General features: G+C 72.9%; 26 protein-coding genes and 1 riboswitch. Of the genes, 7 read left to right on the top strand and 19 right to left on the bottom strand.

What is annotated here, in order from left to right; translation table 11 throughout:
- Positions 1-14: 14 nt before the first annotated feature.
- Genes hisG through ACFYU0_RS28075 form a run of 6 tightly spaced genes read right to left on the bottom strand, consistent with a single transcriptional unit; the run spans position 15 to position 4,284 of the window.
- On the bottom strand, positions 15-863 hold the full coding sequence (hisG, locus tag ACFYU0_RS28100; RefSeq protein ID WP_199209761.1) for an ATP phosphoribosyltransferase: 849 nt from the start codon (positions 861-863) through the stop codon (positions 15-17).
- A 52-nt stretch (positions 864-915) separates the two neighbouring features.
- The gene (locus tag ACFYU0_RS28095; RefSeq protein WP_019983911.1) at positions 916-1,188 is read right to left on the bottom strand and encodes a phosphoribosyl-ATP diphosphatase; all 273 of its coding nucleotides are present in this window, start codon (positions 1,186-1,188) and stop codon (positions 916-918) included.
- Positions 1,189-1,222: 34 nt separating this feature from the next.
- On the bottom strand, positions 1,223-1,708 hold the full coding sequence (gene ribH, locus ACFYU0_RS28090) for a 6,7-dimethyl-8-ribityllumazine synthase (RefSeq protein ID WP_351663819.1): 486 nt from the start codon (positions 1,706-1,708) through the stop codon (positions 1,223-1,225).
- Positions 1,709-1,730: 22 nt separating this feature from the next.
- Positions 1,731-3,044, bottom strand: a complete 1,314-nt coding sequence (locus tag ACFYU0_RS28085) for a bifunctional 3,4-dihydroxy-2-butanone-4-phosphate synthase/GTP cyclohydrolase II (RefSeq protein WP_351663821.1) — start codon at positions 3,042-3,044, stop codon at positions 1,731-1,733.
- A complete protein-coding gene (locus tag ACFYU0_RS28080; RefSeq protein WP_351663823.1) occupies positions 3,041-3,682 on the bottom strand; it encodes a nicotinamide mononucleotide transporter family protein in 642 nt (213 codons plus the stop codon). Before ACFYU0_RS28080 ends, ACFYU0_RS28085 begins: the two co-directional genes overlap by 4 nt.
- On the bottom strand, positions 3,679-4,284 hold the full coding sequence (locus tag ACFYU0_RS28075; RefSeq protein WP_389304804.1) for a riboflavin synthase: 606 nt from the start codon (positions 4,282-4,284) through the stop codon (positions 3,679-3,681). The genes ACFYU0_RS28080 and ACFYU0_RS28075 overlap by 4 nt, the downstream gene beginning before the upstream one ends.
- 156 nt (positions 4,285-4,440) lie before the next feature.
- Positions 4,441-4,571: riboswitch (FMN riboswitch) on the bottom strand.
- A 300-nt stretch (positions 4,572-4,871) separates the two neighbouring features.
- Here ACFYU0_RS28075 and ACFYU0_RS28070 point away from each other — a divergent pair.
- Positions 4,872-5,624 carry an SDR family oxidoreductase gene (locus tag ACFYU0_RS28070; protein WP_389304803.1) on the top strand — a complete coding sequence of 251 codons (753 nt, stop codon included), beginning with the start codon at positions 4,872-4,874 and terminating at the stop codon, positions 5,622-5,624.
- 254 nt (positions 5,625-5,878) lie between these two features.
- On the opposite strand, the gene ACFYU0_RS28065 is transcribed toward ACFYU0_RS28070, so the two are convergent.
- Positions 5,879-7,093 (bottom strand): ROK family transcriptional regulator, encoded by a 1,215-nt coding sequence (locus tag ACFYU0_RS28065; RefSeq protein ID WP_389304802.1) that lies wholly within the window; start codon positions 7,091-7,093, stop codon positions 5,879-5,881.
- A gap of 119 nt (positions 7,094-7,212) precedes the next feature.
- On the opposite strand from ACFYU0_RS28065, the gene ACFYU0_RS28060 reads away from it, so the two are divergent.
- Positions 7,213-8,424: an MFS transporter gene (locus ACFYU0_RS28060; protein ID WP_389304801.1), complete on the top strand. Its 1,212-nt coding sequence runs from the start codon at positions 7,213-7,215 to the stop codon at positions 8,422-8,424.
- Here ACFYU0_RS28060 and ACFYU0_RS28055 read toward each other — a convergent pair.
- On the bottom strand, positions 8,384-8,842 hold the full coding sequence (locus tag ACFYU0_RS28055; RefSeq protein WP_351663833.1) for a thioesterase family protein: 459 nt from the start codon (positions 8,840-8,842) through the stop codon (positions 8,384-8,386). The two genes, ACFYU0_RS28060 and ACFYU0_RS28055, sit on opposite strands and share 41 nt — an antisense overlap.
- A 195-nt stretch (positions 8,843-9,037) precedes the next feature.
- Here ACFYU0_RS28055 and ACFYU0_RS28050 point away from each other — a divergent pair, with 195 nt between their 5' ends.
- The 3 genes from ACFYU0_RS28050 (at position 9,038) to ACFYU0_RS28040 (ending at position 12,233) form a co-directional block, all read left to right on the top strand.
- Positions 9,038-10,429, top strand: a complete 1,392-nt coding sequence (locus ACFYU0_RS28050) for a solute carrier family 23 protein (RefSeq protein ID WP_351663835.1) — start codon at positions 9,038-9,040, stop codon at positions 10,427-10,429.
- Positions 10,430-10,519: 90 nt separating this feature from the next.
- Positions 10,520-11,206, top strand: coding sequence for a DUF5995 family protein (locus tag ACFYU0_RS28045; protein WP_389304800.1), 687 nt, complete (start codon positions 10,520-10,522; stop codon positions 11,204-11,206).
- Positions 11,207-11,303: 97 nt separating this feature from the next.
- Positions 11,304-12,233 (top strand): LLM class F420-dependent oxidoreductase, encoded by a 930-nt coding sequence (locus ACFYU0_RS28040; RefSeq protein WP_351663839.1) that lies wholly within the window; start codon positions 11,304-11,306, stop codon positions 12,231-12,233.
- A 42-nt stretch (positions 12,234-12,275) separates the two neighbouring features.
- Here the strand turns inward: ACFYU0_RS28040 and ACFYU0_RS28035 are convergent, their stop codons facing one another.
- The gene (locus ACFYU0_RS28035) at positions 12,276-13,973 is read right to left on the bottom strand and encodes an NAD(P)/FAD-dependent oxidoreductase (protein WP_351663841.1); all 1,698 of its coding nucleotides are present in this window, start codon (positions 13,971-13,973) and stop codon (positions 12,276-12,278) included.
- 49 nt (positions 13,974-14,022) lie between these two features.
- On the bottom strand, positions 14,023-14,811 hold the full coding sequence (locus tag ACFYU0_RS28030; protein ID WP_389304799.1) for a carbon-nitrogen hydrolase family protein: 789 nt from the start codon (positions 14,809-14,811) through the stop codon (positions 14,023-14,025).
- Between the two features lie 303 nt (positions 14,812-15,114).
- Between ACFYU0_RS28030 and ACFYU0_RS28025 the strand changes: the two genes are divergently transcribed.
- Positions 15,115-15,660: a Repetin gene (locus tag ACFYU0_RS28025; RefSeq protein ID WP_389304798.1), complete on the top strand. Its 546-nt coding sequence runs from the start codon at positions 15,115-15,117 to the stop codon at positions 15,658-15,660.
- Positions 15,661-15,851: 191 nt separating this feature from the next.
- Here ACFYU0_RS28025 and ACFYU0_RS28020 read toward each other — a convergent pair whose 3' ends face one another.
- From ACFYU0_RS28020 to fmt, 9 genes are all read right to left on the bottom strand, one after another.
- A complete protein-coding gene (locus tag ACFYU0_RS28020; protein ID WP_132894522.1) occupies positions 15,852-16,304 on the bottom strand; it encodes an Lrp/AsnC family transcriptional regulator in 453 nt (150 codons plus the stop codon).
- Between the two features lie 27 nt (positions 16,305-16,331).
- Positions 16,332-17,819, bottom strand: coding sequence for an amino acid permease (locus tag ACFYU0_RS28015; RefSeq protein ID WP_351663847.1), 1,488 nt, complete (start codon positions 17,817-17,819; stop codon positions 16,332-16,334).
- 417 nt (positions 17,820-18,236) lie between these two features.
- Positions 18,237-19,679, bottom strand: a complete 1,443-nt coding sequence (locus ACFYU0_RS28010; RefSeq protein WP_389304797.1) for a GuaB1 family IMP dehydrogenase-related protein — start codon at positions 19,677-19,679, stop codon at positions 18,237-18,239.
- Between the two features lie 94 nt (positions 19,680-19,773).
- The gene (locus tag ACFYU0_RS28005) at positions 19,774-20,142 is read right to left on the bottom strand and encodes a barstar family protein (protein ID WP_351663851.1); all 369 of its coding nucleotides are present in this window, start codon (positions 20,140-20,142) and stop codon (positions 19,774-19,776) included.
- A complete protein-coding gene (locus ACFYU0_RS28000; protein ID WP_389304796.1) occupies positions 20,139-20,600 on the bottom strand; it encodes a ribonuclease domain-containing protein in 462 nt (153 codons plus the stop codon). Before ACFYU0_RS28000 ends, ACFYU0_RS28005 begins: the two co-directional genes overlap by 4 nt.
- A gap of 80 nt (positions 20,601-20,680) precedes the next feature.
- Positions 20,681-21,724, bottom strand: a complete 1,044-nt coding sequence (locus ACFYU0_RS27995; RefSeq protein ID WP_351663855.1) for a sugar-binding domain-containing protein — start codon at positions 21,722-21,724, stop codon at positions 20,681-20,683.
- A gap of 90 nt (positions 21,725-21,814) precedes the next feature.
- Positions 21,815-22,501, bottom strand: coding sequence for a ribulose-phosphate 3-epimerase (gene rpe / locus ACFYU0_RS27990; RefSeq protein WP_351663857.1), 687 nt, complete (start codon positions 22,499-22,501; stop codon positions 21,815-21,817).
- Positions 22,502-22,647: 146 nt separating this feature from the next.
- Complete coding sequence (locus tag ACFYU0_RS27985; protein ID WP_351663859.1) at positions 22,648-24,066, bottom strand: transcription antitermination factor NusB; 1,419 nt, start codon at positions 24,064-24,066, stop codon at positions 22,648-22,650.
- Between the two features lie 80 nt (positions 24,067-24,146).
- Positions 24,147-25,079 (bottom strand): methionyl-tRNA formyltransferase, encoded by a 933-nt coding sequence (gene fmt, locus ACFYU0_RS27980; RefSeq protein ID WP_351663861.1) that lies wholly within the window; start codon positions 25,077-25,079, stop codon positions 24,147-24,149.
- A 274-nt stretch (positions 25,080-25,353) separates the two neighbouring features.
- Here fmt and ACFYU0_RS27975 point away from each other — a divergent pair, with 274 nt between their 5' ends.
- Entirely contained in the window at positions 25,354-25,899 is a 546-nt protein-coding gene (locus ACFYU0_RS27975) for a hypothetical protein (RefSeq protein WP_351663863.1), read from the top strand.
- Positions 25,900-25,951: the final 52 nt, after the last annotated feature.

The following is a 25,951-nucleotide window of genomic DNA, read 5'->3' as shown; positions in this document are numbered from 1 at the left end:
TGTTCGCGTACCTCTTACAGGCGGCAGGCGTGGATGGCGGTGGTCAGGATGGCCCGGGCGCCGATCTCGTAGAGGTCGTCCATGATCCGCTGCGCCTCCTTGGCGGGGACCATGGCGCGGACCGCGACCCAGCCCTCGTTGTGCAGCGGGGAGACGGTCGGCGACTCGAGTCCGGGGGTGAGCGCGACGGCCTTCTCGAGCTGCTCGACGCGGCAGTCGTAGTCCATCATCACGTACGTCCGGGCGACGAGGACGCCCTGGAGGCGGCGCAGGAACTGCTGGACCTTGGGCTCCTCGCCGTCGGCGCCGGTGCGGCGGATGACGACGGCCTCGGACTTCATGATGGGCTCGCCGAAGACCTCCAGACCCGCGTTGCGCAGGCTGGTGCCGGTCTCCACGACGTCGGCGATGACCTCGGCGACGCCCAGCTCGATCGCGGTCTCGACGGCGCCGTCCAGGTGGACGACGGAGGCGTCGACGCCGCTGTCCGCGAGGTGCCCGGCGACGATGCCCTCGTAGGAGGTGGCGACGGTGCGGCCCTTGAGGTCCGCGACGCCCGTCGCGGTACCGGGCTTGGCGGCGAAGCGGAACGTGGAGCGGGCGAACCCGAGCGGCAGGATCTCCTCGGCGTCGGCGCCGGAGTCGACCAGCAGGTCGCGGCCGGTGATGCCGATGTCGAGCCGGCCGGAGGAGACGTAGATCGCGATGTCGCGGGGGCGGAGGTAGAAGAACTCGACCTCGTTCACCGGGTCGACGATCCGCAGCTCCTTGGACTCCCGGCGCTGCTGGTAGCCGGCCTCATGCAGCATGTCCGCCGCAGGGCCGGACAGGGAACCCTTGTTGGGGACGGCGATGCGCAGCATGAGGTCGGCTTCCTTTGCGTTGGGTCGGAGTGGGAGCGTGAGCCGGTGCGGCTCAGAGGTGGGCGTAGACGTCGTCCAGGGAGATGCCGCGGGCGACCATCATCACCTGGACGTGGTACAGCAGCTGCGAGATCTCCTCGGCGGCCGCCTCCTTGCCCTCGTACTCGGCGGCCATCCAGACCTCGGCGGCCTCCTCGACGACCTTCTTGCCGATGGCATGGACCCCCTTGCCGACCAGCTCTGCGGTGCGGGAAGTGGCGGGATCGCCCTGGGCGGCCTTGTGCTGGAGCTCGGTGAAGAGCTCCTCGAAAGTCTTCTTGGACATGGTGATGCCCACCCTACGCGGTGCGGGCGGCTCCTCAGTGCCAGGGTTCGGATACCGAGCGGAGCGTGGCCGCGGTGGCGACCGCGGCGGTGACCGCCTCGTGCCCCTTGTCCTCGCTGGAGCCCTCGATGCCGGCCCGGTCCAGCGCCTGCTCCTCGGTGTCGCAGGTGAGCACGCCGAAGCCGACGGGGACGCCGGTCTCGACGGAGACCTGGGTGAGGCCCTGGGTGACCCCCTGGCACACATAGTCGAAGTGGGGGGTTCCGCCGCGGATCACGACGCCGAGGGCGACCACGGCGTCGTAGCCGCGGCCCGCGAGGACCTTCGCGGCGACCGGGAGCTCGAAGCTGCCGGGGACCCTGATCAGGGTCGGCTCGTCGATCCCCAGGTCGTGCAGGGCGCGCAGGGCGCCGTTCACCAGACCGTCCATCACCTTCTCGTGCCACTGGGCCGCGATGACGGCGACCCTGAGGTCGCTCGCGCCCCGTACGGACAGCTCCGGTGCACCCTTGCCGCTCACATCTCTCCTCAGTGCTGTTCGCTTACTGGTTGCCGCAGGTGGACGCGGGCGCGGCCGCGGCGGCGGCCACGGCCGGGGTGTCCAGCCAGGGCAGGTCGTGCCCCATCCGGTCCCGCTTGGTGCGCAGGTACCGGAGGTTGTGCTCGCCCGCCTGGACGGGCATCGGCTCGCGGCCGGTGACCTTCAGGCCGTGGCGCAGCAACGCGTCGGTCTTGTCGGGGTTGTTGGTCATCAGGCGGACGCCGCGCACGCCGAGGTCTGCCAGGATGCGCGCGCCGGCGCCGTAGTCGCGGGCGTCGGCGGGCAGGCCGAGTTCGAGGTTGGCGTCCAGGGTGTCGCGGCCCTGCTCCTGCAGTTGGTAGGCGCGCAGCTTGGACAGCAGGCCGATGCCGCGCCCCTCGTGTCCGCGGAGGTAGACGACGACGCCGCGGCCCTCGGCCTGGATGCGTTCGAGGGCGGCGTCGAGCTGGGGGCCGCAGTCGCAGCGCAGGGAGGCGAAGACGTCGCCAGTGAGGCACTCGGAGTGGACGCGGACCAGGACGTCCTCGCCGTCGCCGATCTCGCCGTGGACGAGGGCGACGTGCTCGACGCCGTCGACGGTGGACCGGTAGCCGTAGGCGGTGAAGGTGCCGTGCCGGGTGGGCAGCCGGGTCTCGGCCTCGCGGCGGACGGTGGGCTCGCTGTCCCGGCGGTAGGCGATCAGGTCCTCGATGGAGATGATCGTCAGGCCGTGCTTGCGGGCGAACGGGATCAGTTCGGGCAGCCGCAGCATCCGGCCGTCCTCGCCGGCAATCTCCACGATGGCCCCGGCCGGGCGCAGGCCCGCGAGGCGGGCGAGGTCGACGGCGGCCTCGGTGTGGCCGTTGCGGGTCAGCACGCCGCCGGGCCGGGCGCGCAGCGGGAAGACATGGCCGGGGCGGACCAGGTCGGTGGGCTCGGCGGTGCCGCTCGCCAGCAGCTGGAGCGTGGTGGCGCGGTCGGCGGCCGAGATGCCCGTGCTCACGCCGTGCGCGGCGGAGGCGTCCACGGAGACGGTGAACGCGGTCTTCATCGACTCGGTGTTGTCCTCGACCATCTGCGGCAGCCGCAGCCGGTCGAGTTCGGCGCCCTCCATGGGGGCGCAGATCAGGCCCCGGCACTCGCTCATCATGAAGGCGACGATCTCGGGGGTGGCCTTCTCGGCGGCGATGACGAGGTCGCCCTCGTTCTCCCGGTCCTCGTCGTCGACGACGACGATCGGGCGGCCTGCCGCTATGTCGGCGATGGCCTGCTCGACGGGGTCGAGCGCGAAGTCCTCGATGCGTTCGGTGCTGTGGAGCAGAGGTGCCGAGGTCATGCCGGCGCTCCTTCCAGAACGGGCCGCGCGTCCCTGCGGGAGCGCAGCCACCAGTCGCGCATGCCCCACAGGACGAGCGCGCCGTAGATGACGTAGACGAAGCCGGAGAAGGCGTAGCCGTTGGCGAAGTTGAGGGGGACGCCGACGAGGTCGACGAGCAGCCAGGCGATCCAGAACTCGACCATGCCCTTGGCCTGGGCGTACATGGCGACGATGGTGCCGACGAAGATGTAGGCGTCGGGCCAGGGGTCCCAGGACAGGGACGGGTAGGCCTTGAACAGCAGGGCGACGGCGACGGTGCCGGCGGCCGCGGCGGCGAGCATCACCGCGCGCTCGGTCCAGGTCGCGAACCGGGGCGCGATGTGGCCGTCCTCGGCGCGGTCCTTCCTGCGCTGCCACTGCCACCAGCCGTACAGCGCGACCGCCATGACGACGGCCTGCTTGCCGGCGCTGCCGGCCAGGTGGCCGTAGAAGGCGCCGAACAGGACCAGGCCGGACAGGAACTGCACCGGCCAGGTCCACAGCGAGCGGCGCCAGCCGAGGGCCAGGGTGATGAGGCCGAGTATGTTGCCGGTCATGTCGGACCAGATGATGTGCTGGCCGAAGAGCGTGAAGGCCTCGGAGTTCATCCAGTTCACTTGCCGTCCCCCTGTCCGGCCGCGAGCAGCCGCTCCACGTACTTGGCGATGACGTCGACCTCGAGGTTGACCGGGTCGCCGGGCTGCTTGTGGCCGAGCGTGGTCAGGGCGAGGGTGGTCGGGATGAGGCTCACCGTGAAGTGGTCGGGGCCGGCGTCGACGACGGTGAGGCTGATGCCGTCGACGGTGATGGAGCCCTTCTCCACGACATAGCGGGCGAGGTCCGCGGGCAGCGAGACCTTCACGATCTCCCAGTTGTCGGACGGCTTGCGCTCCAGGACCTCACCGGTGCCGTCCACGTGCCCCTGCACGATGTGCCCGCCGAGGCGCGCGCCCACCGCGGTGGGGCGCTCGAGGTTCACACGGGAGCCGACACCGAGCGCGCCGAGGCTGGAGCGGTTCAGGGTCTCGGCCATGACGTCGGCGGTGAACTCGTCGCCCTCGTGGTCGACGACGGTGAGACAGACCCCGTTCACGGCTATGGAGTCGCCGTGCTGCGCGCCCTCGGTCACTACGGGGCCACGGAGCCGGAAGCGGGAGGCGTCGCCGAGATTCTCGACGGCGGTGACCTCACCCAGCTCTTCGACGATTCCGGTGAACACTTCCCGGGTCCTCCTGCCTCATGGGGCACGGACTCCGGGGCCTGTCGAAGACGACAGAATCAACGGGAGAACAGCTCCGGGACGACGCCGAACGGGGACCCGTCCGCACGCGGACGCGTCCAGATTCGGCGGCGCGCATGAAGGCATGCCCGCCCGCCGCGCACTGCCTCCCATCCGGACTTTAACCGTCGGTCCAGGAATTTCACCTGGTCAACCGGCCGCTGGAAGCGACCGGGTCGCGGACTGTAACCGCCGGTTCGGACTTTCACCGACCCCGGAGTGCGCTGCTTCTGGTACAGGGCCAGTGTGCCACGGCCGACGCGGGTCCATGCGGGCGAATGTTGTGGAGTGACTCACAGAAGACCCACTCGGACTTTCCGGGACGCTATTGGTCCGGACCATTGACCGTACTGGTCTAGTCCTTTTAGGGTGCGGGCGGGCCCGGCGGCGGTGACGACGGCCCTTGCCCGCCGCCGGGCCGCCCAGGGCGGGTTCGGCCCTGTCACGTTCCGCGTGGCCGCGTTGTCCCCACGGACGGAGGGCACTCCACTCGGGAGTGCCCCGGCGTCCGGAGGGACGGAATCAACATGGCCACGATCCTGGTGACCGGCGGGACCGGCACACTCGGCCGGCTCGTCACCGAACGGCTGCGGGCGGACGGGCACGAGGTGCGGGTGCTCAGCCGGAGCTCCCGGCCGTACGCCGTCGACCTGCGCACGGGCGGCCCGGGTCTGGACACGGCCCTCGCGGGCGTGGAGACGGTCGTGCACTGCGCGAGCAACCCCCGCGGCGGCGACGAGCGGGCGGCGGACCATCTGATCGCGGCGGCCCGGCAGGCGGACGTGGGCCACCTGCTGTACATCTCCATCGTGGGCGTCGACGAGGTGCCGTACGGCTACTACCGCTCCAAGCTCGCGGTGGAGCGGCGGATCGAGGAGTCGGGGCTCGGCTGGACCGTGCTGCGCACGACGCAGTTCCACGACCTGGTGGCCTCGGCGCTGCGCGCGCTCACCAGGTCGCCGGTCGTGCCGCTGCCGGCCGGGGTGCCGGACCAGCCCATCGAGGTGGCCGAAGTCGCCGACCGCCTGGCCGAGTTGGCCGCCGGCCCACCGGCCGGCCGGGTCCCCGACATGGGCGGCCCGCAGGTGCGTTCGTTCGAGTCGCTGGCCCGCGCCTACCTCCGGGCGACCGGCCGTCGCCGGGCGCTGGTACCCGTACCGCTCTTCGGCAGCACCTACCGCGCCTTCCGCGCGGGCGCCCATCTGACGCCCCCGGAGCAGGCGGTCGGCAAGGGCACCTTCGAGGACTATCTGGCCCGGCGGGCGGGGCGTCGAGGGTGAGCGGGCTGCCGGGGCCGGCCGGGCGGGCTTCGGGGCGCACACCTGGCCGACGCACGGGCCCAGCGGTCGGCGTCTGCAAACATCCGTCGCCAAATACGCGCCACCGGTCGACGTTTCGAACACGCGCTCGCTGAACGGATTCTGCGATCGGCACAGGCGAACAGCGCGGATCGGAAACCGAACGAAGCCGAGCGGACTAGGCCGAGCGGGCTTCGGCGGCGGGCCCGGGCGAGGCCCCGGTCGCCGGGCCCGTCCTAGCGGTCGGGCGGGGTGAAGAGTTCGTCCTGGGCCCGGTCCCGTGCTGTCAGCAGGGCGCCGCGGAGGACCGCGGCGCCGCCGAGGCGGCCCGCACGGACCTCGGTGTCCAGGGGTGACATCCGGCGCAGCCGCTCGGCGACGCGGTCGGCGAGGACCGCTCCCCCGGCCTGTCCGATCTCCCCGCCGAGGACCACGCAGCCCGGGTCGAGGATGGAGACGACCGAGGCGGCGCCGATGGCGATCCGGTCGGCGAGGGCGTCGAGGAAGCGTTCGGCGGGACCGGCCCCGGCCGTCCCGCCGGGCGCCTCCGTCACCCGCGCCACCGCCGCGCGCACCACCACCGCCACGCCCGGCCCGTCCGCCCGCTCCGCCGGCGGCAGACCGTGCAGCTCGGCCAGCCGGGCGATCGCCGCCGCTCCGGCCAGGGAGTGGAAGCCGCCGTCGCAGTCCGTCGCCGACGGCAGGGTCACCGTGCCCGGGACCGGCAGGAAGCCGATCTCGCCCGTCCCGCCGGAGGCACCGCGGCGCAGGGCGCCGTCGAGGACGACCGCGGCGCCCACGCCGTGGCCTAGCCAGAGCAGGACGAAGGTGTCCCGGTCCCGGGCGGCGCCCTCGCGCTGCTCGGCCAGGGCGGCCAGGTTGGTCTCGTTCTCCACGGTCACCCGGGCCTCGGGCATCCGTTCCTGAAGGGCCGCGGCGAGCCGGCGGTGCCAGGCCGGCAGACCGCCGGAGTCGCGGAGGTCGCCGGTGGCCGGGTCGACGAGGCCCGGCGCCCCGATCCCGACGGTGTGCGGCCGCCGGCCCCCGGCCCGCTCGACGGTCCGCTCCACGGCGGCCACCGCCTGCTCCAGGGCGGGCCCGGTACCGGTGTCCCCGCCGATGGGCGCCGAGCCCTCGGCCAGCACGCGCCCCACGAGATCGGAGACCAGCACGAGGACGCCCTCGGTGCGCACGTCGAGCGCGGCGAGGTGGGCGCGGTCGGCCACGATGCCGTACAGCCGGGCGTTCGGGCCGCGGCGCTGCTCGCCGGACTCCCCCACCACCGTGATCAGGCCGGAGACGCTGAGCCGCTCCACCAGGTCGGCGACCGTGGGCCGGGACAGTCCGGTGAGCTGCTTCAACTGCCCTGCCGTCAGCGGGCCTTCCCGCTGCAGCAGACGCAGGGCGTGCCGGTCGTTGATGGCCCGGGCGGTGCTCGGTGATGCGGGCATGACGGGCATCCTCCCAGACCTGCGCGGCCGACTTTTCCACTATCTATCAGGCAGGGTCCCTGATAGTTTACGCCCGGGCGGCGACGGCGCCGCGGCAGGACCTGGGGAGGGACCGGAACATGGGTGACGTGAGCCATGCGCCTGACGAGGTGAGGCGCGCCCGGTACGCCGTGGCGGCCGTGTTCGCCGTGCACGGCGCCGTGACCGGCTCCTTCGCCACCCGGGTGCCCTGGGTGCAGGAGCACGCCTCGCTGAGCGCGGGGCAGCTCGGCTTCGCCCTGGCGTTCACGGCGTTCGGCGCCTCGTGCGCGATGCCGCTGGCGGGCCGGATCAGCCACACCTTCGGCAGCCGAACGGCGCTGCGGGGGCTGCTCGCGCTGTGGACCCTGTCGCTGGTCCTGCCGGCCCTCGCGCCGAACATGTACACGCTGTGCCTGGCGATGTTCGTCTACGGCGCGAGCGCGGGCATGGCCGACGTGGCGATGAACGCCCTGGGCGTCGAGGTGGAGCGGCTGCTCGGCAAGTCGATCATGTCGGGCCTGCACGGCATGTGGAGCGCGGGCGCGCTCGTCGGCTCGGCGGCCGGCACCCTCGCCGCCCATCTGGGCTCGGACGCGCGTCTGCACTTCGCGCTCGCCGCGGCCGTCCTCACCGCGCTCGGGCTGGCGGCCTGCTCGGGGGTGCTGGACGTGCAGGCCGCCGAGGACGAGGAGCCGCCCCCGCGGTTCACGCTGCCGCCCCGCTCGGCACTGCTGATCGGCGCGGTCGGGTTCTGCGCGGTGTTCGCCGAGGGGGCGAGCCTGGACTGGTCGGCGGTGTTCCTGCGGGACCGGCTGGACAGTTCGGCCGGGGTCGCGGCCGCCTGCACCACCGGGTTCATGCTGACCATGGCGGTGGCCCGGATCGCCGGGGACGCGGTGGTGAACCGGTTCGGCGCGGTGCGCACGGTGCGGGCAGGCGGGGTGCTGGCCGGGCTCGGCGGCCTGCTGGTCGTCCTCGCCGGGCACCCGGCGGTGGCGATGACCGGGTTCGCGCTGATGGGGCTCGGCATCGCGGTCGTCGTACCGCTGTGCTTCGCGGCGGCCGGGCACGCCGGCCCCAACCCCAGTCAGGCCATCGCGGGCGTGGCGACCATCACGTACACCTCGGGCCTGATCGCGCCCAGCCTGATCGGCGGGGTGGCGCAGGCGACCAGCCTGATGGTCTCGTTCTGCGTGGTGACCGTGCTCGCCTGCGGCCTCGCGGCGTTCGCGGGTGTGCTGCGCACCGCCGAGCGCGGCGGCGCGGAGATCAGTCCTGCGGTCGCAGAAGTTCCCGGCCCACGGCCCTGAAGGCGTCGCTCCACGGCGCCGGGCGGAGCGTCGTCGCGTCCAGCCGGACCAGGACCCGGGTGCCGCGGGCGTAGGTCTGCGCGCCGTCGGCCGAGCAGAAGCGGAAGCCGTAGGTGAGGCCCGTGGTGCCGAGCCGTTCCAGCCACAGATGGACGGCGTAGGTGCCCGGGCGGGTGACCGGCGCCTCGTAGCCGATGGTCAGTTCGCGAACGGCGTTGCAGGCGTCGCCGGCGGCGTGCCAGTCGCCGTCGAAGCGGACGCCGTGCTCGTTCCACAGCTCGGTCCAGGCGCGCTCGACCATCAGCGGGTAGCGGGCGTTGTGCAGCAGTCCGAGCGCGTCCAGGTCGTCGAAGTGGACGGTGACGGGGATCAGCCGGCCGTGGGCGACGGCGGGGGCGATCGGGGCTTCGGCGGTCACGGAGGTGCTCCTGGGCGACGGGACGGGACGATGTGGACCACTCCATACTAAGCGACCGCTCAGGCGGGTTCGCCGGACACCGCAGGTCAGGCACGTGAGCGCGGTCCGCGAGGGGGCCGGGTGCACGGGAAGCCGGCCGGTACCCCCGACAATGGCCTGGAACGTCTTCACGTACAGAGAAAGCGAAACCCCACCATGGACCTCGGCGTGCGCTGGAAGCTGCACGGTGACGGGCGCACGCCCGCACCCGGAGCGGTGGTACGCCCCGACGAACGGCTCTCCTGGCCGCGCACGGTGGGCCTCGGCGCCCAGCACGTCGTGGCGATGTTCGGAGCCTCCTTCGTGGCCCCCGTGCTCATGGGCCTGAACCCGAACCTGGCGATCATGATGTCGGGCGTGGCGACCGTGATCTTCCTGCTCGCCACCCGGGGCCGGGTCCCGAGCTATCTGGGCTGCTCCCTGTCCTTCGTGGGGGTGGCCGCGGTCATCCGGGCGCAGGGGGGCACGAGCGCCACCGTGACCGGCGCGGTCCTGGTGGTCGCCGCCGTGCTGTTCCTGGTGGGACTCGCGGTGCGGCGCTTCGGCGCGCGGGTCATCCACGCCGCCATGCCGCCGATCGTCACCGGCGCGGTCGTGATGCTGATCGGCTTCAACCTGGCTCCGGTGACGGCCTCCACCTACTGGCCGCAAGACCAGTGGACGGCCCTGCTGGTGATGCTCTTCACCGGACTGGCGGTCGTCTGCCTGCGCGGTTTCTGGTCGCGCATCGCGATCTTCCTGGGCCTGGTCTTCGGGTACGGGATCTCCTGGATCTTCGACCTGGTCTTCGGCAAGATCCACTCGGTGGACGCGAGCGGCAAGCTCACCGACCACTGGCGACTGGACCTCTCCGGCGTCTCCAAGGCCGACTGGATCGGGCTGCCGTCCTTCCACGGGCCTTCGTTCCAGTGGTCGGCGATCCTGGTCGCGCTGCCGGTCGTCATCGCGCTGATCGCCGAGAACGCCGGGCACGTCAAGGCGGTCGGGGAGATGACCGGCGACCCGCTGGACGACGAGCTGGGCACCGCGATCTCCGCGGACGGCGTCGGTTCGATGCTGTCGACCGCGGTGGGCGGCCCGCCCACCACCACCTACTCCGAGAACATCGGCGTGATGGCCGCGACCCGCGTCTACTCCACCGCCGCCTACTGGGCCGCGGCCTGCTTCGCGCTGCTGTTCGGCCTCTGCCCGAAGTTCGGCGCGGTCGTCGCCGCGATCCCGGGCGGGGTGCTCGGCGGCATCACCGTCATCCTCTACGGCATGATCGGCCTGCTGGGGGCGCAGATCTGGATCAACGCCAAGGTCGACCTGCGCAACCCCCTGAACCTGGTGCCGGCCGCCGCGGGCATCATCATCGGCGTCGGCAACGTCACCATGAAGTTCACCGACACCTTCTCGCTCAGCGGCATCGCGCTCGGCACCCTGGTCGTCATCACCGGCTACCACGCGCTGCGCGCCTTCGCGCCGGCCCATCTCAAGACCCAGGAGCCGCTGCTGGACGAGGGCACGTCCAGCTACGACGAGAACGACCGGCGCGCCGAGTCGTAGGCGGGTCCCGCCCGCCGCGCGTTCCCCCGTTCCGGGGAAGCGGCGGGCCGGTCGCCGCGCGGCCCGGCCCCGGGCTGCCACTCTTCCCCCATGGCGCAGCCGGAACACCTCACCACGCCCGTCGACGCCGTCCTGGCCCGGATGCGCTCCCTCGACGCGGAGTTGCCCGAGCGGGACGGGGTCGCCGTGTTCAACCGCGTCTACCTCGCCGTCACCGAGGAGGTCGGCCGGCGCCTGGACGCGGGCGTGTTCGCGGACCGGCGGGCGGCGGCCACGCTGGACGTACGGTTCGCCGAGCGGTACCTGGCCGCGGTCGAGGCGGCGGAGCGGGACCGCCGTCCGCCCGCCTGCTGGCGGCCGCTGTTCCAGTTCCGCCGCCACCCCGGGGTACGGCCGCTGCAGTTCGCGCTCGCGGGCATCAACGCCCACATCGGGCACGACCTGGCGCTCGCCGTGGTGGACGCCTGCCGGACGCTCGGTTGCGAACCGGCGGATCTGGAGGACGAGTTCGACCGCGTGGGCGACCTCCTCGCCTCGCTGGAGGAGCGCATCCGGGAGGACCTGATGCCGGGGCCCGACCTGCTCCAGATCGCCGACCCGATCACCCATCTGCTGGGCTCGTGGAGTCTGGAGCGGGCGCGGGAGGCGACCTGGGCGGCGGCCCGCGCGCTGTGGGCGCTGCGCCACTGCGGGGGCCTCGCCGGGGAGTTCACCGAGCGGCTGGACGCGGCGGTCGGCTTCGCGGGGCGGATGCTGCTGACGCCGTGCGGCGACTGACCCGGGCTCTTCCGGCCAACCTCCGCCGGGTCTCCTGGAACTGCGCTGCGATCTCGGTAGGTTGAACCGGGAACCGACCGCGAAGGAGTCACGGCACATGGCTACTCGACTGGGCCTCGGCCTCCCGCAGAACCGGCAGTACGACCTGGGCAGGGACGTGCCCGACGTGGCGCGCACGGCGGAGCGGATCGGGTACGACAGCCTGTGGGTGTACGAGCGCGCCCTGGTCCCGGACCCCGCCCACCAGGGCCTCTACGGCATCCCGGGGCTCCCCTGGCCCGACTCCTACCGCGGCGTCGCGGAGCCGCTGGTCACCCTGACCCTCGCGGCGGCCGCCACCGAACGCGTCGAGCTGGGCTCCAGCGTGCTGGTCGCGCCGCTGCACCTGCCCTTCCAGCTCGCCAGGTCCCTCGCCACGCTGGACGCGGCGAGCGGGGGCCGGGTGCTCGCCGGGTTCGGCACCGGCTGGTCCCACGACGAGTACGCGGCGGCGGGCGTACGGCCCTTCGAGGAACGCGGGCAGGTGCTGGACGAGCTGATCGACGTGTGCCGGGCCGTGTGGGGCCCGGACCCGGTCGTGCACGAGGGCCGGATCAGCCGGATCTCCTCCGCGGTGGTCGGCCCCAAGCCGGCCCGGCCGATCCCGATCCTGCTCGCGGCGAGCGGCCGGCGCGCACAGCGGCGTCTGGTGGACCACGCCGACGGCTGGCTCCCGGTGGGCACGGGCGTCGAGCAGATCGCCGCCCAGTGGGCGGAGTTGCGGGAGCTGGCCGCCGAGCGCGGCCGCGAGGAGCCGATCCGGACCGTGCTGCGGGTCAACGCGGTGCACTCGGCCAAGCCCTACGAGGGCGGGGACCGGCGGCCGTTCCAGGGCGACGCCGGCCAGATCGCCGAGGACCTGGCCCGGCACGCGGAGATCGGCCTGGACGAGATCCTCGTGGACCTGCAGAGCACCCCGCGCGACGCCCAGGAGCTCAAGGACGTCGCCGCCGAGGTGTTCGAGAAGGCGCGGGCGGCCGGAGTCTAGGTCCGGCCGCCCGCGCCTCGGTCCGTTCCGGCCCGGGGCCGGTCAGTCCTCGGGCAGCTCCACCGGGGCGATCTCGTCGTAGACGTCGCCCGGGCCCGGGTTGGTCGGGTCGGTCTCGCCGCCGAAGTGGTGCATCACGCCCCAGACCGCGTTCAGCGCGGTCTGGATCGCGCCCTCGGCCCAGCCCGCCGTCCAGGAGATGTCGTCGCCGGCGAGGAAGATGCCCCGCTTGTCCTCGGGCAGCCGGTCCTGCATGAAGTGCGTGAACAGGCGCCGCTGGTAGCGGTAGTGGCCGGGCAGGTTGGCCTTGAACGCGCCCATGAAGTAGGGCTCGTTCTCCCAGGAGACGGTCACCGGGTTGCCGATGATGTGCTTCCTGATGTCGACCTTCGGGTAGATCTCGCCGAGCGACTTCAGCATGACCTCCATCCGCTCGTTCGCGGACAGCGGCAGCCACTTCAGGCTGTCGTCGCACCAGGTGTAGGACAGGCAGATCACGGCCGGCCTGTCCGGGCCGTCGTCCAGCAGGTAGGTGCCGCGGGTCATGCGGTCGGTGAGCGTCATCGACATGACGTCCCGGCCGGTCTCCTCGTCCTTGTCCAGCCAGAACGGCCGGTCGACCGGGACGAAGAGCTTCGAGGACTCCATGTAGTGGGTGCGCTCGATGGCGGTCCAGTGGTCGATCGGGAAGAGCGAGTCGTCGCAGGCGATCTTCGACAGCAGCATCCAGGACTGGGCGGTGAACACCGCCGCCCGGTAGGTGCGGATGTCGCCGTTCGCGTCGGTGACGGTGATCCGGTTGCCCGAGGTGCGGTGCAGCCGGGTCACGGCGGGGCGGGGCTCGCCGTCCACGTGCAGGGACTTCAGCGAGGTGCCGTACGGCCAGTGGACGATCTTCTCCGGCTCGCGCTCCCAGAGCCGCAGCGGCAGCTGCTGGGAGCCGCCGACGATGCCGCGGTGGTGGTCGTCCGCCTCGGTGTAGACGACGCGCAGGATCTCCAGGATGGAGTTCGGGAAGTCGGTGTCCCAGCCGCCGGTGCCGAAGCCGACCTGGCCGAAGATCTCCCGGTGCCGGAAGGACCTGAAGGCCTCGGAGTCGCAGAGGAAGCCGTAGAAGGTCTGGTTGTCGAGCTTCTCGACCAGCCGGGCCCAGATCTCACGGATGCGCGGCACGTCCCGCTCGCGCAGCGCGCGGTTCATGTCGGAGAAGTCGGCGCCGTCCTCCAGGCACCTGTTCCAGGCGTCGGCGACGTCCCGGTACACCTGGGGCAGGTCGTCGACGGTCTCGGCGTAGTGCGACTCGCCCTTGAGGTCCACGACGGTGGACGGGGTGGTCTCGGCGAGCGGGTTCGGGAACGGCCTGGTCTCCAGGTCCACCAGGTCGATGTAGTGCTGCAGCGCGGTGGAGGACGGCGGGAAGCGCATCGCGCCCATCTCGGCGGTCAGCGACTCGTCGCAGCCCTCGAAGCCGACCGTGCGCAGCCGGCCGCCGAGCTGGTCGGCCTCGTAGACGACGGGCTTGAGGCCCATCTTCATCAGCTCGTAGGCGGCCACCACACCGGACAGACCGCCGCCGATGACGGCGACCTCGGCGCCGTGCTCGGTCGCCGGGATCTGGCCCAGGCCCGCCGGGTGGGCGAGGAAGTCGTCGTAGGCGTAGGGGAAGTCCGGGCCGAACATGGTGATCGGCGGCTGCTGCTCGTCTGCGTGCTCGACGGCGTTGGGCACGGTGGACGTCATGGGGTACGGACTCCTTGCGCGGGGGTGGATCTGGAGAAGCTGGGCGTGATCAGACGAGGGACCGGTACAGCCCGGGGCGGCGGTCCTTCAGGTACGGGTTGGCCTCGCGGGAGGCGGCCAGGAAGCCCGGGTCGGCGTCGGCGAGGACCAGTTGCTCCTCGCGGCCGGCGCGGGCGCGGGCGACGCCGTCGGGGCCGGCCAGAACGGACAGACCGACGAACTCGAACTCGCCCTCGCGGCCGACCCGGTTGACGTAGGCCACGTACATCTGGCTCTCCCAGGCCCGCACCGGCACCAGGGACTCGGCGACGAACTGGAAGGGGTGCATCTGCGCCGTCGGCACGACGAGGAGGTCGGTGCCGGCCAGGGCGTGCGCCCGTACGTTCTCCGGGAACTCGACGTCGTAGCAGATCATCAGGCCGACGGTCAGCCCGTTCAGCTCGGCCTGCACGACCGGCTGCTCGCCGGGCGTGAAGTGGTCCCGTTCGAAGCAGCCGAAGAGGTGGGTCTTGCGGTAGTTCGCGAGCCGGGCGCCGTCGGCGGAGATCAGCTGGGCGGAGTTGTAGACGGCGTCGCCGTGGCGCTCGGGGTAGCCGTAGGCGATCGCCAGACCGTGCCGGCCGGCGATCTCGGCGACCGCGTCCGCGGAGTCGCCGTCGGCGGGCTCGGCGAGGCGGGCGATGCCGTCGCCGATCGCGTACCCGGTGAGGAACATCTCCGGCGCGGCCAGCAGCGCGGCGCCCGCGGCGGCGGCCCGGCCCGCGGCCTCGTCGAGAACCTTGAGGTTCTCGGCGATCGAGCCGGGGCGGCCGGAGCTCTGGAGCAGGGCGGTGCGCATGCGTTTCCTCACCGGGAAGGGGGTTTGGGGGGCCATTAAGAAGGTACGGTCGGCGCGCTCGGCCGGACAAGGAGGAGCCGTTGCGCGCCGGTGCGCGGTTCGTTGCGTGGCGAGCGGGTCGCACGGCGATTCGTTGCGCGCCCGGCGGTGGAGCCCGCGTACGCCCTGGGGCGCAGGTCGCGGCGGGGTTACCCGCCGGACGGCGGAGGCGGGACGCCGTCTGGGGAGCGATGTGCGAACGGCGCGCCGCCGGGAGAGTGATGTGCGTTCAGTTCACGCGCTCCACCTGCGGAAAGGACCGTCATGCGACGTCGTACGAGGATCGCCGCCGTCACCGCCGCCCTGCTGATCACCGCCGGAGCCGCCGACTCGGCGACGGCGTCCGGGCAGGGTCCGCGACAGCAGCACCGGCACGAGGCGGCCGCGCTCACCGGAACGGCCAAGCTGTACCGGTCGGCCGGCGACGACATCACCTTCTCCTTCGACGCGCATCTCGCGGCCGGGGACACGAAGAACCCGGGGGCGGCCACCGGTACCTTCCGGTTCAGCCACTACCTGCACGGCAAGGGCGCCTGGGCCAGGGCGAAGGTCGACTGCCTGGTCACGGGCGGGGAGGTCGCCGTCGTCTCCGGGGTGATCACCGACTCCGACCTGCCGGGCGCCAAGGGCCGCCGGGTCGGCGTCACGGTCCAGGACCTCGGCCGGCACGACCGGCTGGGCTACAGCTGGGCCGCGACGAAGGACCTGGGGCCGCGGAACCTGCCCAAGTGCGTCTCGTCGGCGCCGTTCGAGAAGGTGCGCCAGGGCACGGGCGACTTCCACGTCGTGCCGTGGCGGCCCGCGCTCTAGGCCTTCCGTGACTGCTCCGCGGGACCGCGGAGCGGGTCCGGACCGGCGGCGGGGCCGGTGACGGGGTGGCGGCCCGGCTCGCCGGCACGGACCGGGCCGGACACCCGCGGCAAGCGGGGGTCCGGCCCGCGGGTCGCGGCAGCCTTTCAGGGGGAGCCTGCCGGGGCGTACGGCCCGGCACGGAGCCCGGTCTAGCCCGGGGCGCCCGAGGAGAAGCGGCGCAGCAGCGGAGACAGCACCAGCACCGACTTGGTCCGCTCCACGAACGGCTCTCCGGCGATACGTTCCAGCACCCGTTCGAAGTGGCGCATGTCCGAGGCGAAGACCTGGACGACGGCGTCCGCGTCACCCGTGACGGTCGACGCGGCCACGACCTCCTGGTAGCGCTCCAGGCCTCGCTGGATGGTCTCGGGCGAGGTGTTGCGCCGGCAGTAGATCTCGACGAACCCCTCGGTCTCCCAGCCCAGCGCCGCCGGGTCCACCCGGACGGTGAACCCGGTGATGGCCCCGGTGGCCCGCAGCCGGTCCACGCGCCGCTTGACGGCGGGCGCGGACAGGCCGACGAGCTGCCCGATGTCCGCGTAGGAGCGGCGCGCGTCCTCGGCGAGGGCGTGCACGATGCGTTCGTCGAGATCGTTCAGCACGAGCGGTGGTTCATTTCTCCGGGGCGGTCACTTCTCGGCCGCGACCGCGTCGTCCTCGGCGGTCGCGAGACGGGAGCGGCGATGGCCGTACCCGAAGTAGAACACGAGCCCGACCGCCATCCAGACACCGAAGACCACCCAGGTGACGGCGGAGAGGCTGAACATCATCCAGGCGCAGCAGGCGAAGCCCAGCGCAGGCAGCACCCACGACAGCGGGACCCGGAACGTGCGCTTCATGTCCGGGCGGGTACGGCGCAGCACCACCACGGCGACGTTGACCAGGGCGAAGGCGAACAGCGTGCCGATGCTGGTGGCGTCGGCGAGCTGGCCCAGCGGGATCGCGGCGGCGAGGACGCCGCAGAACAGCGACACGATCACCGTGTTGGCGCGGGGCGCGCCGGTCTTCGGGTTGACCCGGGCGAAGACCTTGGGCACGAGGCCGTCGCGGGACATGGCGAAGAGGATGCGGGTCTGGCCGTAGAGCACGGTCAGGACGACGCTCGCGATGGCGATGACGGCGCAGAACGCCAGCAGGGTGCCCCAGAAGCTCTGGCCGGTGACGTCCGTCATGATCTGGGCGAGCGCGGCCTCGGAGTCCTCGAACGTCCGCCAGGGCTTCGCGCCCACCGCGACGGTGGCGACCAGCACGTACAGGGCGGTCACGATGACGAGGGACAGCATGATCGCGCGCGGCAGGTCCCGCTGGGCGTTCTTCGCCTCCTCACCGGCGGTGGAGGCGGCGTCGAAGCCGATGTACGAGAAGAACAGCGTGGCGCCGGCCGCGCTCACACCCCCCATGCCGAGCGGCATGAAGTGCGCGTAGTTGCCGGACTTGAAGCCCATGAAGCCGATGGCGCAGAAAAGGATCAGCGCGGCGATCTTCACGCACACCATGATCGTGTTGGCGCGCGCGGACTCCTTGGCGCCGCCGAGCAGGAACGCCATCGCGAGCAGCACGACGATCAGCGCGGGCAGGTTGAAGACACCGCCGTCGCCGGGCGGCGCGGACAGGGCGTCCGGGATGGTGACGCCGATGGTGCCGGCGAGCAGTTCGTTCAGGTACTCGCCCCAGCCGACGGCGACCGCGGCCACCGAGACGCCGTACTCCAGGAGCAGGCACCAGCCGCAGACCCAGGCGATCAGTTCGCCCATGGTTGCGTATGCGTACGAGTACGAGGATCCGGAGACCGGGATGGTGCCCGCGAGCTCGGCGTAGGAGAGGGCCGAGAAGAGTGCGGTGAGTCCGGCGATCACGAAGGAGAGGATGACGGCCGGACCCGCCTTCGGAACGGCCTCGCCGAGGACGACGAAGATGCCGGTGCCGAGGGTGGCGCCGATGCTGATCATCGTCAGCTGCCACAGCCCGAGGGATCGCCGCAGCGTCCCTCCCTCGCCCTGGCCGCCCTCCGCGACCAGTCGTTCCACTGGCTTGCGACGCATGAGGCGCGCGGCGACGCCCGGGGACGCCGGGGCGGCCGTTCTCTTGTCTTGCGGTGGTGCGCCTTGCTCGAGCACGCGCTGGGCTCCTTATCGCTGCCGGTCAGGACGGACGAGGACCGGCGGAAGCCCGTCAGGGCAGGAACCCGCCGAGCGGAGTCCCCGCCACGCCACCTACAGCGCAGCACCCTATGAGGCGCGGCTTCGCGGGCGTAATGCAGCAAGGTTGCGCATGCCCGCATGATCATTGCGTTGATCCGGAGCCGGTGCCCTTTTGTTGCGCCCGGACCGCGAACCGTTGCGCGACCACCCCGCCGATCCCTTTTCTCACGCTTTCTCCGGCTCCCTCGCGCCGGTCCTTTCCTCCGTCCGCGTCCCCCCGGCCGGCGAGGGACTCGCGCGGCCGCAGCGCGTCCGGCACACATGCCGACGGCCCCCGGCCGTCCCGGGAGCGGGAGCGGTGGGGGCCGTACGGAAGGAGGTTTTCCGGGTGTGTCAGTTCCAGCTGGCGTGCAGCGGCTTGCCCTCGGCGTAACCGGCGGCGCTCTGGACGCCCACGACGGCCTTCTCGGAGAACTCTTCCAGGGAGCCGGCGCCGGCGTAGGTGCAGGAGGAACGGACGCCCGCGATGATCGAGTCGATCAGGTCCTCGACGCCCGGGCGGGCCGGGTCGAGGAACATGCGGGAGGTGGAGATGCCCTCCTCGAACAGGGACTTGCGGGCGCGGTCGTAGGCGGACTCCTCCGAGGTGCGGTTGAGCACCGCGCGCGCGGAGGCCATGCCGAACGACTCCTTGTAGAGGCGGCCGCCGGCGTCCTGCTGGAGGTCGCCCGGGGACTCGTAGGTGCCCGCGAACCAGGAGCCGACCATCACGTTGGACGCGCCGGCCGCGAGGGCCATGGCCACGTCGCGCGGGTGCCGCACACCGCCGTCGGCCCACACGTGCTTGCCGTACTTCCTCGCCTCGGCGGCGCACTCCAGGACCGCGGAGAACTGCGGCCGGCCTACGCCGGTCATCATCCGGGTGGTGCACATCGCGCCGGGTCCGACGCCGACCTTGATGATGTCCGCGCCGGCGTCGATCAGGTCCTTGACGCCCTCGGCGGAGACGATGTTGCCCGCCGCGATCGGCACGTGCGGGTCGAGCGCGCGCACCAGCTTGATGGCGCTGATCATCGACTCCTGGTGGCCGTGCGCGGTGTCGATGACGAGGGTGTCCACGCCTGCGTCGAGGAGCTGCTTGGCCTTGCCGGCCACGTCGCCGTTGATGCCGACGGCGGCGGCGACGCGCAGCCTGCCGTTCGCGTCCACGGCCGGGGTGTACAGCGTGGCGCGCAGGGCCCCCTTGCGGGTGAGGATGCCGGCGAGCCGGCCGTCCTCGTCCACGGCCGGGGCGTAGCGGCGGTTGTGCGTGTCGAGGATGTTGAAGGCCTCGCGCGGGTCGATGTCGGCGTCCAGCAGCAGCAGGTCCCTGGACATGACCACTTCGAGCTGGGTGAAGCGGTCGACGCCGCTGAGGTCCGCGTCGGTGACGACGCCGACTGGCCGCTGCTCCTCGTCGACGACCACACCGGCGTTGTGCGCGCGCTTGGGCAGCAGGGCCAGGGCGTCGGCGACGGTCTGGTGCGGGGCCAGCACGATCGGGGTGTCCAGCACCAGGTGGCGGCTCTTGACCCAGGAGACGACGTCGGCGACCACGTCGATCGGGATGTCCTGCGGGATGACCACGAGGCCGCCGCGCCGGGCGACCGTCTCGGCCATGCGACGGCCGGCGATGGCGGTCATGTTGGCGACGACGAGCGGGATGGTGGTACCCGTGCCGTCCGGCGAGCCGAGGTCCACGCCCTGACGCGAGCCCACCGCGGAGCGGCTCGGCACCATGAACACGTCGTCGTACGTCAGGTCGTACGGGGGCTGGATGTCATTGAGGAAACGCACGTGCCGCACATCCCAGTCGATCAGAGGTGACCCCCCGACGGGTGCGCCAGGGGGAAAAGAGCACGTACTTCATTGTCCCATGACGGCCGGACGGTCACGCCCTCACAGAACCTCCAGGGCCGCCGGAGGGGGTCTTGGAGGATCCCCCAAGGGCCAGCAGGACGTCGAGGGCGGGGGTGCGGTCCACGGCCTCCTCGAAGACGTCCTGCGCGGTCAGCCACTCCGGCGGGTTCGCCCGGGCGTACTCCCGCCAGCCCCGTACGACGACCACGAGGCCCCGTTCGACGGAGCCCTCGGGCCAGACGGTGTGGTCGGACAGGGAGTCCGCCAGCGCGTCCCAGTTGCGGCCGAACCAGCCGGGCAGCCCCAGGGCCCGGGCCGCGCGGTCCATCAGGCCCGCCTTGTCCGCGACCCCGTCGAGGTCGAGGACGACCACGAGCCGGCCCGTCAGGTCCTCGGTCATCTCAGCACCGCCCGGAACGAGTTGTAGTGGTCATCGGTGTAGTAGGTCTCCCCGTCCCGCCCGGTGACCAGCCGGCGTGCCCCGCGGTCCGCCGAGCCCGGGGTGGGCACGGTGTACTCGTGGTAGTAGCCGCGCGGCTGCCTCGGCAGGTGGCCCTCGAAGTTCCCGAACACGACGCCGTCCCTGGCGTACGGGTAGGGGCCGCCCCGGTCGACGAGCACGAGGGTCCTGCGCGCCTCGGCCGGCAGCCGGGACTCCTGGACGGTGGCCATGCCCCGCGCCCATTCCGGGGCGGACGCGCTCGTGCCCGCGGGCCCCGCCCCGTCCGTGCCGGAGCAGCCGGTGAGCAGGACGGCGAGCGCGAGCAGCGCCCCCGCGAGCACGGCGGGGACGCGGCGCGCCCCGGCTCGCAGGAGGAGCCTCGGGAGCGCGTGGGGGACGAACCGCGGCAGCAGCATGCGGCCGATGCTGTCACGGCCGTCCCGTCACGTCCTCACCGCGACCCGCCGGCGTGCCCGTGGGGCGCCGCCGGGGTCCGTCAGTGCCCGTCGGGGTCCGCGCGGCCCAGCGTGGGCTTCGGCGCCGGGCCGGTCGTCATCAGGTAGTCGGCGGCCGAGGTGTCCGTGACCAGGCTGGTGACCAGCCCGGAGCGCAGCACCGCGTCGATCGCGGACGCCTTGCGCTGCCCGCCGGCGATCGCCACGACCTCCGGGATACGGCGGAGCTGGTCGGCCTTGACCGTGATGCACCGCTCCCCCAGGTCCCGCCCGATCCGGCGCCCCTCGGCGTCGAACAGGTGGGCGGCCATCTCGGCGGCGACACCGAGCGAGGCGTAGTGGGCGCGCTCCTCGTCGCTGAGCATGTCGTGCACCGTCGAGATACCGGGCTCCCAGGAGCCGATGGAGACACAGGCGACCGTGACCTTGTCGAAGTACTCGAAGGCCCGGGCGATCCCCGTCTGGTTGCGCAGCGCGGCCGCGGTGGCCGCGTCCGGCAGCAGCATCGGCGCGTAGATGGGGTGGGCGTCGCCGCCCGACACCTGGGCGGCGCGGCGCACGGCCTCCACCGAGCCGCGCTCGGAGGTCCCGGCGTCGTACACGCCCGTGAGCTGCACCACCGTGCACGGCGGCAGCCGGTCGAGCGCGGCCGCCATGTGGATGGTGGACCGGCCCCAGGCCAGCCCCAGCACGTCCCCCTCGTTGACGAGCTCACCGAGCAGGTCGGCCGCGACCTCGCCGAGGTTCTCGGGGTCGGGGGTCTCCTCCGCCTCGGCCGGGGACTCGACCACGACGGCGTGCCTCAGGCCGTAGCGGGCGCGGAGCGCGTCGGAGCGCTCGGCGTCCAGCTCGGCCGGCACACGGATCTCGATACGCACGAGATCCCGTTCGAGGGCCGTCTCCAGGACCCGGGCCACTTTGAAGCGGCTGACGCCGAACTCCTCCGCGATCTGGATCTTGGATTTGCCCTCGAGGTAGAAGCGGCGGGCCATGGCCGCCGCCTGCACCAGCTCAGCGGGTCCCATCCGCATGGCTGACCGGCCCGCCGACATACCCGACACGGCGATCTCCTCACTGCTGTTCACACTCTGGATTCGCCGTTCATCCTTGCAGATCCGGCGCGGCTGATCCGCCCGGATGGGCGGCGTTCACTCAAGCGTTCACGTAGCCGTGGCTCAGTGGCCGCATGCCCAGGACGCCTCGGCGGTAACGGAATCCGCCTGGGCGCGCAGCGCCCGCACCGCCTCCGCGGGGTCCTCGGCCCCGTACACGGCCGAGCCGGCCACGAACACGTCCGCGCCGGCTTCCGCGCACCGCTCGATGGTCGAGGCGGAGACACCGCCGTCGACCTGCAGCCAGAGCTGCAGGCCGTGCTTGCCGATCAGCTCCCGGGTACGGCGGATCTTCGGCAGCATGATGTCCAGGAAGGCCTGCCCGCCGAAGCCCGGCTCGACCGTCATGATCAGCAGCATGTCGAGTTCCGGCAGCAGGTCCTCGTACGGCTCGATCGGCGTCGCCGGCTTCAGCGCCATGGAGGCGCGGGCGCCCTTGGCGCGGATCTCCCGGGCGAGGCGCACCGGCGCGGCGGCCGCCTCGACGTGGAAGGTGACCGACGAGGCCCCCGCCTCCACGTACTGCGGCGCCCAGCGGTCGGGGTCCTCGATCATCAGATGGCAGTCCAGCGGGGTGCCCGTGGCACGCGCGAGGGACTCCACGACCGGCACGCCGAGCGTGAGGTTCGGGACGAAATGGTTGTCCATGACGTCGACATGGAGCCAGTCGGCTCCCTCGACCGCCTTGGCCTCGTCCGCGAGGCGGGCGAAGTCGGCGGACAGAATGCTGGGGTTGATCTGCGCGGCCATGGCCCAAGCCTGCCATGCCGCCGCCCTCCGCTGAAACGGCGGTCCGCGCGGGCCATGTCCCGGCGGCGGCCGTCGGGAGCCGGCCGCGGCCGGTGGAGGCCCGGTGGCCCTGTTCCCCGCGTCCCCGGGGAACCGCGGGCCGGGCGTCAGCCGGTGCGGCGGATCAGGGCCAGGTACATGGCGTCGGTGCCGTGCAGGTGCGGCCAGAGCTGTACGTCCGGGCCCTCGCCGAGCGCCGGGACGCCGGGCAGCAGCGGGCGGGCGTCGATCAGCTCGGTCTCCGGGCGCTGCTTGAGCACGTCGGCGACGACCGCCCGGGTCTCGGCGAGGTGCGGCGAGCAGGTGGCGTAGCCGACGACCCCGCCGACCCGCACCGAGTCCAGCGCGGTGCGCAGCAGGGCGCGCTGCAGCGGCCCGAAGGTGTCCAGGTCCTCCGGGCGGCGCCGCCAGCGTGCCTCGGGGCGCCGGCGCAGGGCGCCGAGTCCGGTGCAGGGCACGTCCATCAGGACCCGGTCGAAGGAGCCGGGCCGCCACGGCGGCCGGGTCCCGTCGGCGGTGATCACCTGGTACGGGCCCGGGTTGCCCCGGAGGGCCTTGGCCACCAGTCCGGCCCGGTGCGGCTGCTTCTCGGCGGCCAGCAGCGCGGCCCCGCGCTCCGCGGCGAGGGCGGCCAGCAGGGCGGCCTTGCCGCCGGGACCGGCGCAGCCGTCGAGCCACGTGGCGTCGGGACCGTCGAGCGGAGCGTTGGCGAGCGCGAGGGCGACCAGCTGGCTGCCCTCGTCCTGCACCCCGGCCCGCCCCTCGTGCACGGCCGGCACCGCGCCCGGCTCACCGCCCTCGGCCAGCCGCACGGCGTACGGCGACCAGCGGCCCGGCACGGCGGCCTCCTCGCGCAGCAGCTCCTCGGTGGTGGCCCGGCCCGGCCGCGCGACGAGCGTGACCTCGGGCCGCTCGTTGTCGGCCGCCAGCAGTTCCTCGATGCCGGCCCGGCCGCCGCCGAGGGAGTCCCACAGCGCGGAGACGACCCAGCGGGGGTGCGAGTGCACGACGGCGAGATGGTCCTCGGGGTCCTCGTCGTAAGGAGGCGCGACCTTCTCGACCCAGCCGTCGAGGTCGTTCTGGGCCACCTTCCGCAGCACCGCGTTGACGAACTTGGCCCGCCCGTCCCCGAGCACCACCCGGGCGAGCTCCACGGACGCGGACACGGCGGCGTGGGTCGGGATCCGGGTCCCGAGGAGCTGGTGCGCGCCCAGGCTGAGCACGTCCAGCACCGGCGGGTCGACCTCGCGCAGCGGCCGGTCGACACAGGCGGCGATGACCGCGTCGTAGGTGCCCTGCCGGCGCAGCGTCCCGTACACCAGCTCGGTGGCCAGAGCGGCGTCCCGCGCCTCGAAACCGCCCTTCTCGCGCGCCTTGCGCAGCAGCGGCGGCAGGACCAGGTTGGCGTACGCGTCCCGTTCGTCCACCGCGCGCAGCGCGTCGAAGGCCAGGATGCGGACGGGGTCCTTCTGGGGACGGCGGTACGGCTTGGCGGGCCGGCGCGGCCGCTGGGACTGCTCGCTCACGAAAAAGGTGCTCCGGATGTGAAGAAGGGGGTGCGGATCCCAGCGTACGTCGGCGCGGCCGCGCCCCCGCCGCCCGGGGCTCAGCCCCCGAGCGTCTCCCCCTCCGCGATGCGCGCCCCGCGCGCCCAGTCGGCGGCCCGCATCGGCTTCTTGCCCTGGGCCTGCACCCAGAGCAGCTCGACGGCGTACGAACCGGTGCCCACGTGCACGCTGTTCTTGCCGGCCACGAGCTGCCCCGGGGCCAGACCGGAGCGCTCGGGGACGGTCGCGACCTGGACGAGCTTGAGCCGCTCGCCGCGGAACGTGGTCCAGGCGCCGGGCGCGGGCGTGCAGCCGCGCACCACCCGGTCGACGCGGAGCGCGGGCGCCGCCCAGTCCACCTGGGCGTCCTCGACGGTGATCTTGGGGGCGAGAGTGATGCCCTCGGCCGGCTGCGGTACGGCCTTCAGGGTGCCGTCCTCGATGCCGTCCATGGTCGCGGCCAGCAGTCCGGAGCCGGCGAAGGCGAGCCGGGTGAGCAGATCGCCGCTGGTGTCGGTGGGCCGGACCTGCTCGGTGACGGTGCCGTACACCGGACCCGAGTCGAGCCCCTCCTCGATGAGGAAGGTGGAGGCCCCGGTGATCTCGTCGCCCGCCATGAGGGCGTGCTGCACGGGTGCGGCCCCGCGCCAGGCCGGCAGCAGGGAGAAGTGCAGGTTGACCCAGCCGTGCGCCGGGATGTCCAGGGCGACCCGGGGCAGCAGGGCGCCGTAGGCGACGACGGGGCAGCAGTCCGGGGCGATCTCGCGCAGCCGCTCCAGGAACTCGGGGTCGCGCGGCTTGGCCGGCTTCAGCACCTCGATGCCGGCCTCCGCCGCCCGCTCGGCCACGGGGGACGCGACCAGCCTGCGCCCCCGTCCGGCCGGCGCGTCGGGCCGTGTGACGACGGCGGCCACCTCGTGCCGCCCGGAGGCGAGAAGAGCGTCCAGGGCGGGAACGGCGACCTCGGGGGTGCCGGCGAACACGAGCTTCATGGGCGGGATCGGGCCTCTCGGGCGGGGGTCGGACGGGCGGCGCACCAGTCTATGGCCCGGCCGGGTCCACCGTCCCACCTGCCGGGGACGCGCGGTCGCCGGCGGCGCCCGGCCCGCGCCGGTGGTGCGCGGGCTGCGGGCGGCGTACGCATATGCCCGCACGCCCCCACCCCGTGACCGGCGGAGCGTCCACGCGTTGTCAAGAGAGAGTTGACCGCATCGGGCCGCGCCAGCGGCCCGGATTCCTTTCAACGCCGGTTCGAGAGGCTTGTTCATGGCCGACCACGCCACCCACGACGCCCAGGCCCGGGCCAGCCTGCACTTGCTGGTGCGGGACATCGAGCGGGTCCGCCGGCAGGTGGACGCGCTCCGCACGCTCACCGCCCAGCTGGGCAACGTCTACCGTCCGCGCCGTTCCGGCCCGTCCACGGGCTTCGTCGTCTACGGCCGCGCCCCCGCCCCGACGGTCCGCCTCGCCCAGGAACTGCGGGACAGCGTCGAGACGCTGGTCACCGCCGCCGTGGACTTCGACCGCTCGCTCGGCTTCTCCTGGGACGCGGTGGGCTCGGCCCTCGGCGTCACCAAGCAGGCGGTGCACCGCCGTTACGGCGCCCGCCGGGCCGCGACGCAGGCGGCCGCCGAGAACGAGCGGGCCACCGAGCCGTCCGGCACCCGCACGCTCGACGTGAACTCTCCCCTGCCCGCCGCGGTGCCGACGGTTCCCGCGGCCCGTTCCATGCCGACGCAGCCGACCGCGGGCAGCCCGACGCTCCGCGACGACGCCCGGACGACGGCCTTCCCCGGCCCGCGCAACGGCTGAGCGCACCGCCCGGCCCGGTCTCATCCCCGCCCTCCCGGGAGGCACCGGGAGG

It is taken from the genome of Streptomyces sp. NPDC003720, assembly GCF_042875075.1.
Taxonomy (GTDB): Bacteria; Actinomycetota; Actinomycetes; order Streptomycetales; family Streptomycetaceae; genus Streptomyces.
The sequence above is the reverse complement of the archived record's forward strand: the minus strand, read 5'-3'. Positions and strand labels throughout refer to the sequence as shown.

What these genes read in the sequence shown, in the direction of transcription:
- ACFYU0_RS28095 (WP_019983911.1), bottom strand. Translation starts at nt 1,188, where the DNA reads ATGTCCAAGAAGACTTTCGAGGAGCTCTTCACCGAGCTCCAGCACAAG.
- ACFYU0_RS28000 (WP_389304796.1), bottom strand. Translation starts at nt 20,600, where the DNA reads ATGCTGCTGCCGCGGTTCGTCCCCCACGCGCTCCCGAGGCTCCTCCTG.
- ACFYU0_RS28005 (WP_351663851.1), bottom strand. Translation starts at nt 20,142, where the DNA reads ATGACCGAGGACCTGACGGGCCGGCTCGTGGTCGTCCTCGACCTCGAC.
- rpe (WP_351663857.1), bottom strand. Translation starts at nt 22,501, where the DNA reads ATGGCCGCGCAGATCAACCCCAGCATTCTGTCCGCCGACTTCGCCCGC.
- ACFYU0_RS28050 (WP_351663835.1), top strand. Translation starts at nt 9,038, where the DNA reads ATGGACCTCGGCGTGCGCTGGAAGCTGCACGGTGACGGGCGCACGCCC.
- ACFYU0_RS28060 (WP_389304801.1), top strand. Translation starts at nt 7,213, where the DNA reads ATGGGTGACGTGAGCCATGCGCCTGACGAGGTGAGGCGCGCCCGGTAC.
- ACFYU0_RS27975 (WP_351663863.1), top strand. Translation starts at nt 25,354, where the DNA reads ATGGCCGACCACGCCACCCACGACGCCCAGGCCCGGGCCAGCCTGCAC.
- ACFYU0_RS28070 (WP_389304803.1), top strand. Translation starts at nt 4,872, where the DNA reads ATGGCCACGATCCTGGTGACCGGCGGGACCGGCACACTCGGCCGGCTC.
- ACFYU0_RS28045 (WP_389304800.1), top strand. Translation starts at nt 10,520, where the DNA reads ATGGCGCAGCCGGAACACCTCACCACGCCCGTCGACGCCGTCCTGGCC.
- ACFYU0_RS28040 (WP_351663839.1), top strand. Translation starts at nt 11,304, where the DNA reads ATGGCTACTCGACTGGGCCTCGGCCTCCCGCAGAACCGGCAGTACGAC.
- ACFYU0_RS28035 (WP_351663841.1), bottom strand. Translation starts at nt 13,973, where the DNA reads ATGACGTCCACCGTGCCCAACGCCGTCGAGCACGCAGACGAGCAGCAG.
- ACFYU0_RS28065 (WP_389304802.1), bottom strand. Translation starts at nt 7,093, where the DNA reads ATGCCCGCATCACCGAGCACCGCCCGGGCCATCAACGACCGGCACGCC.
- fmt (WP_351663861.1), bottom strand. Translation starts at nt 25,079, where the DNA reads ATGAAGCTCGTGTTCGCCGGCACCCCCGAGGTCGCCGTTCCCGCCCTG.
- ACFYU0_RS28025 (WP_389304798.1), top strand. Translation starts at nt 15,115, where the DNA reads ATGCGACGTCGTACGAGGATCGCCGCCGTCACCGCCGCCCTGCTGATC.
- hisG (WP_199209761.1), bottom strand. Translation starts at nt 863, where the DNA reads ATGCTGCGCATCGCCGTCCCCAACAAGGGTTCCCTGTCCGGCCCTGCG.
- ACFYU0_RS28030 (WP_389304799.1), bottom strand. Translation starts at nt 14,811, where the DNA reads ATGCGCACCGCCCTGCTCCAGAGCTCCGGCCGCCCCGGCTCGATCGCC.
- ACFYU0_RS28085 (WP_351663821.1), bottom strand. Translation starts at nt 3,044, where the DNA reads ATGACCTCGGCACCTCTGCTCCACAGCACCGAACGCATCGAGGACTTC.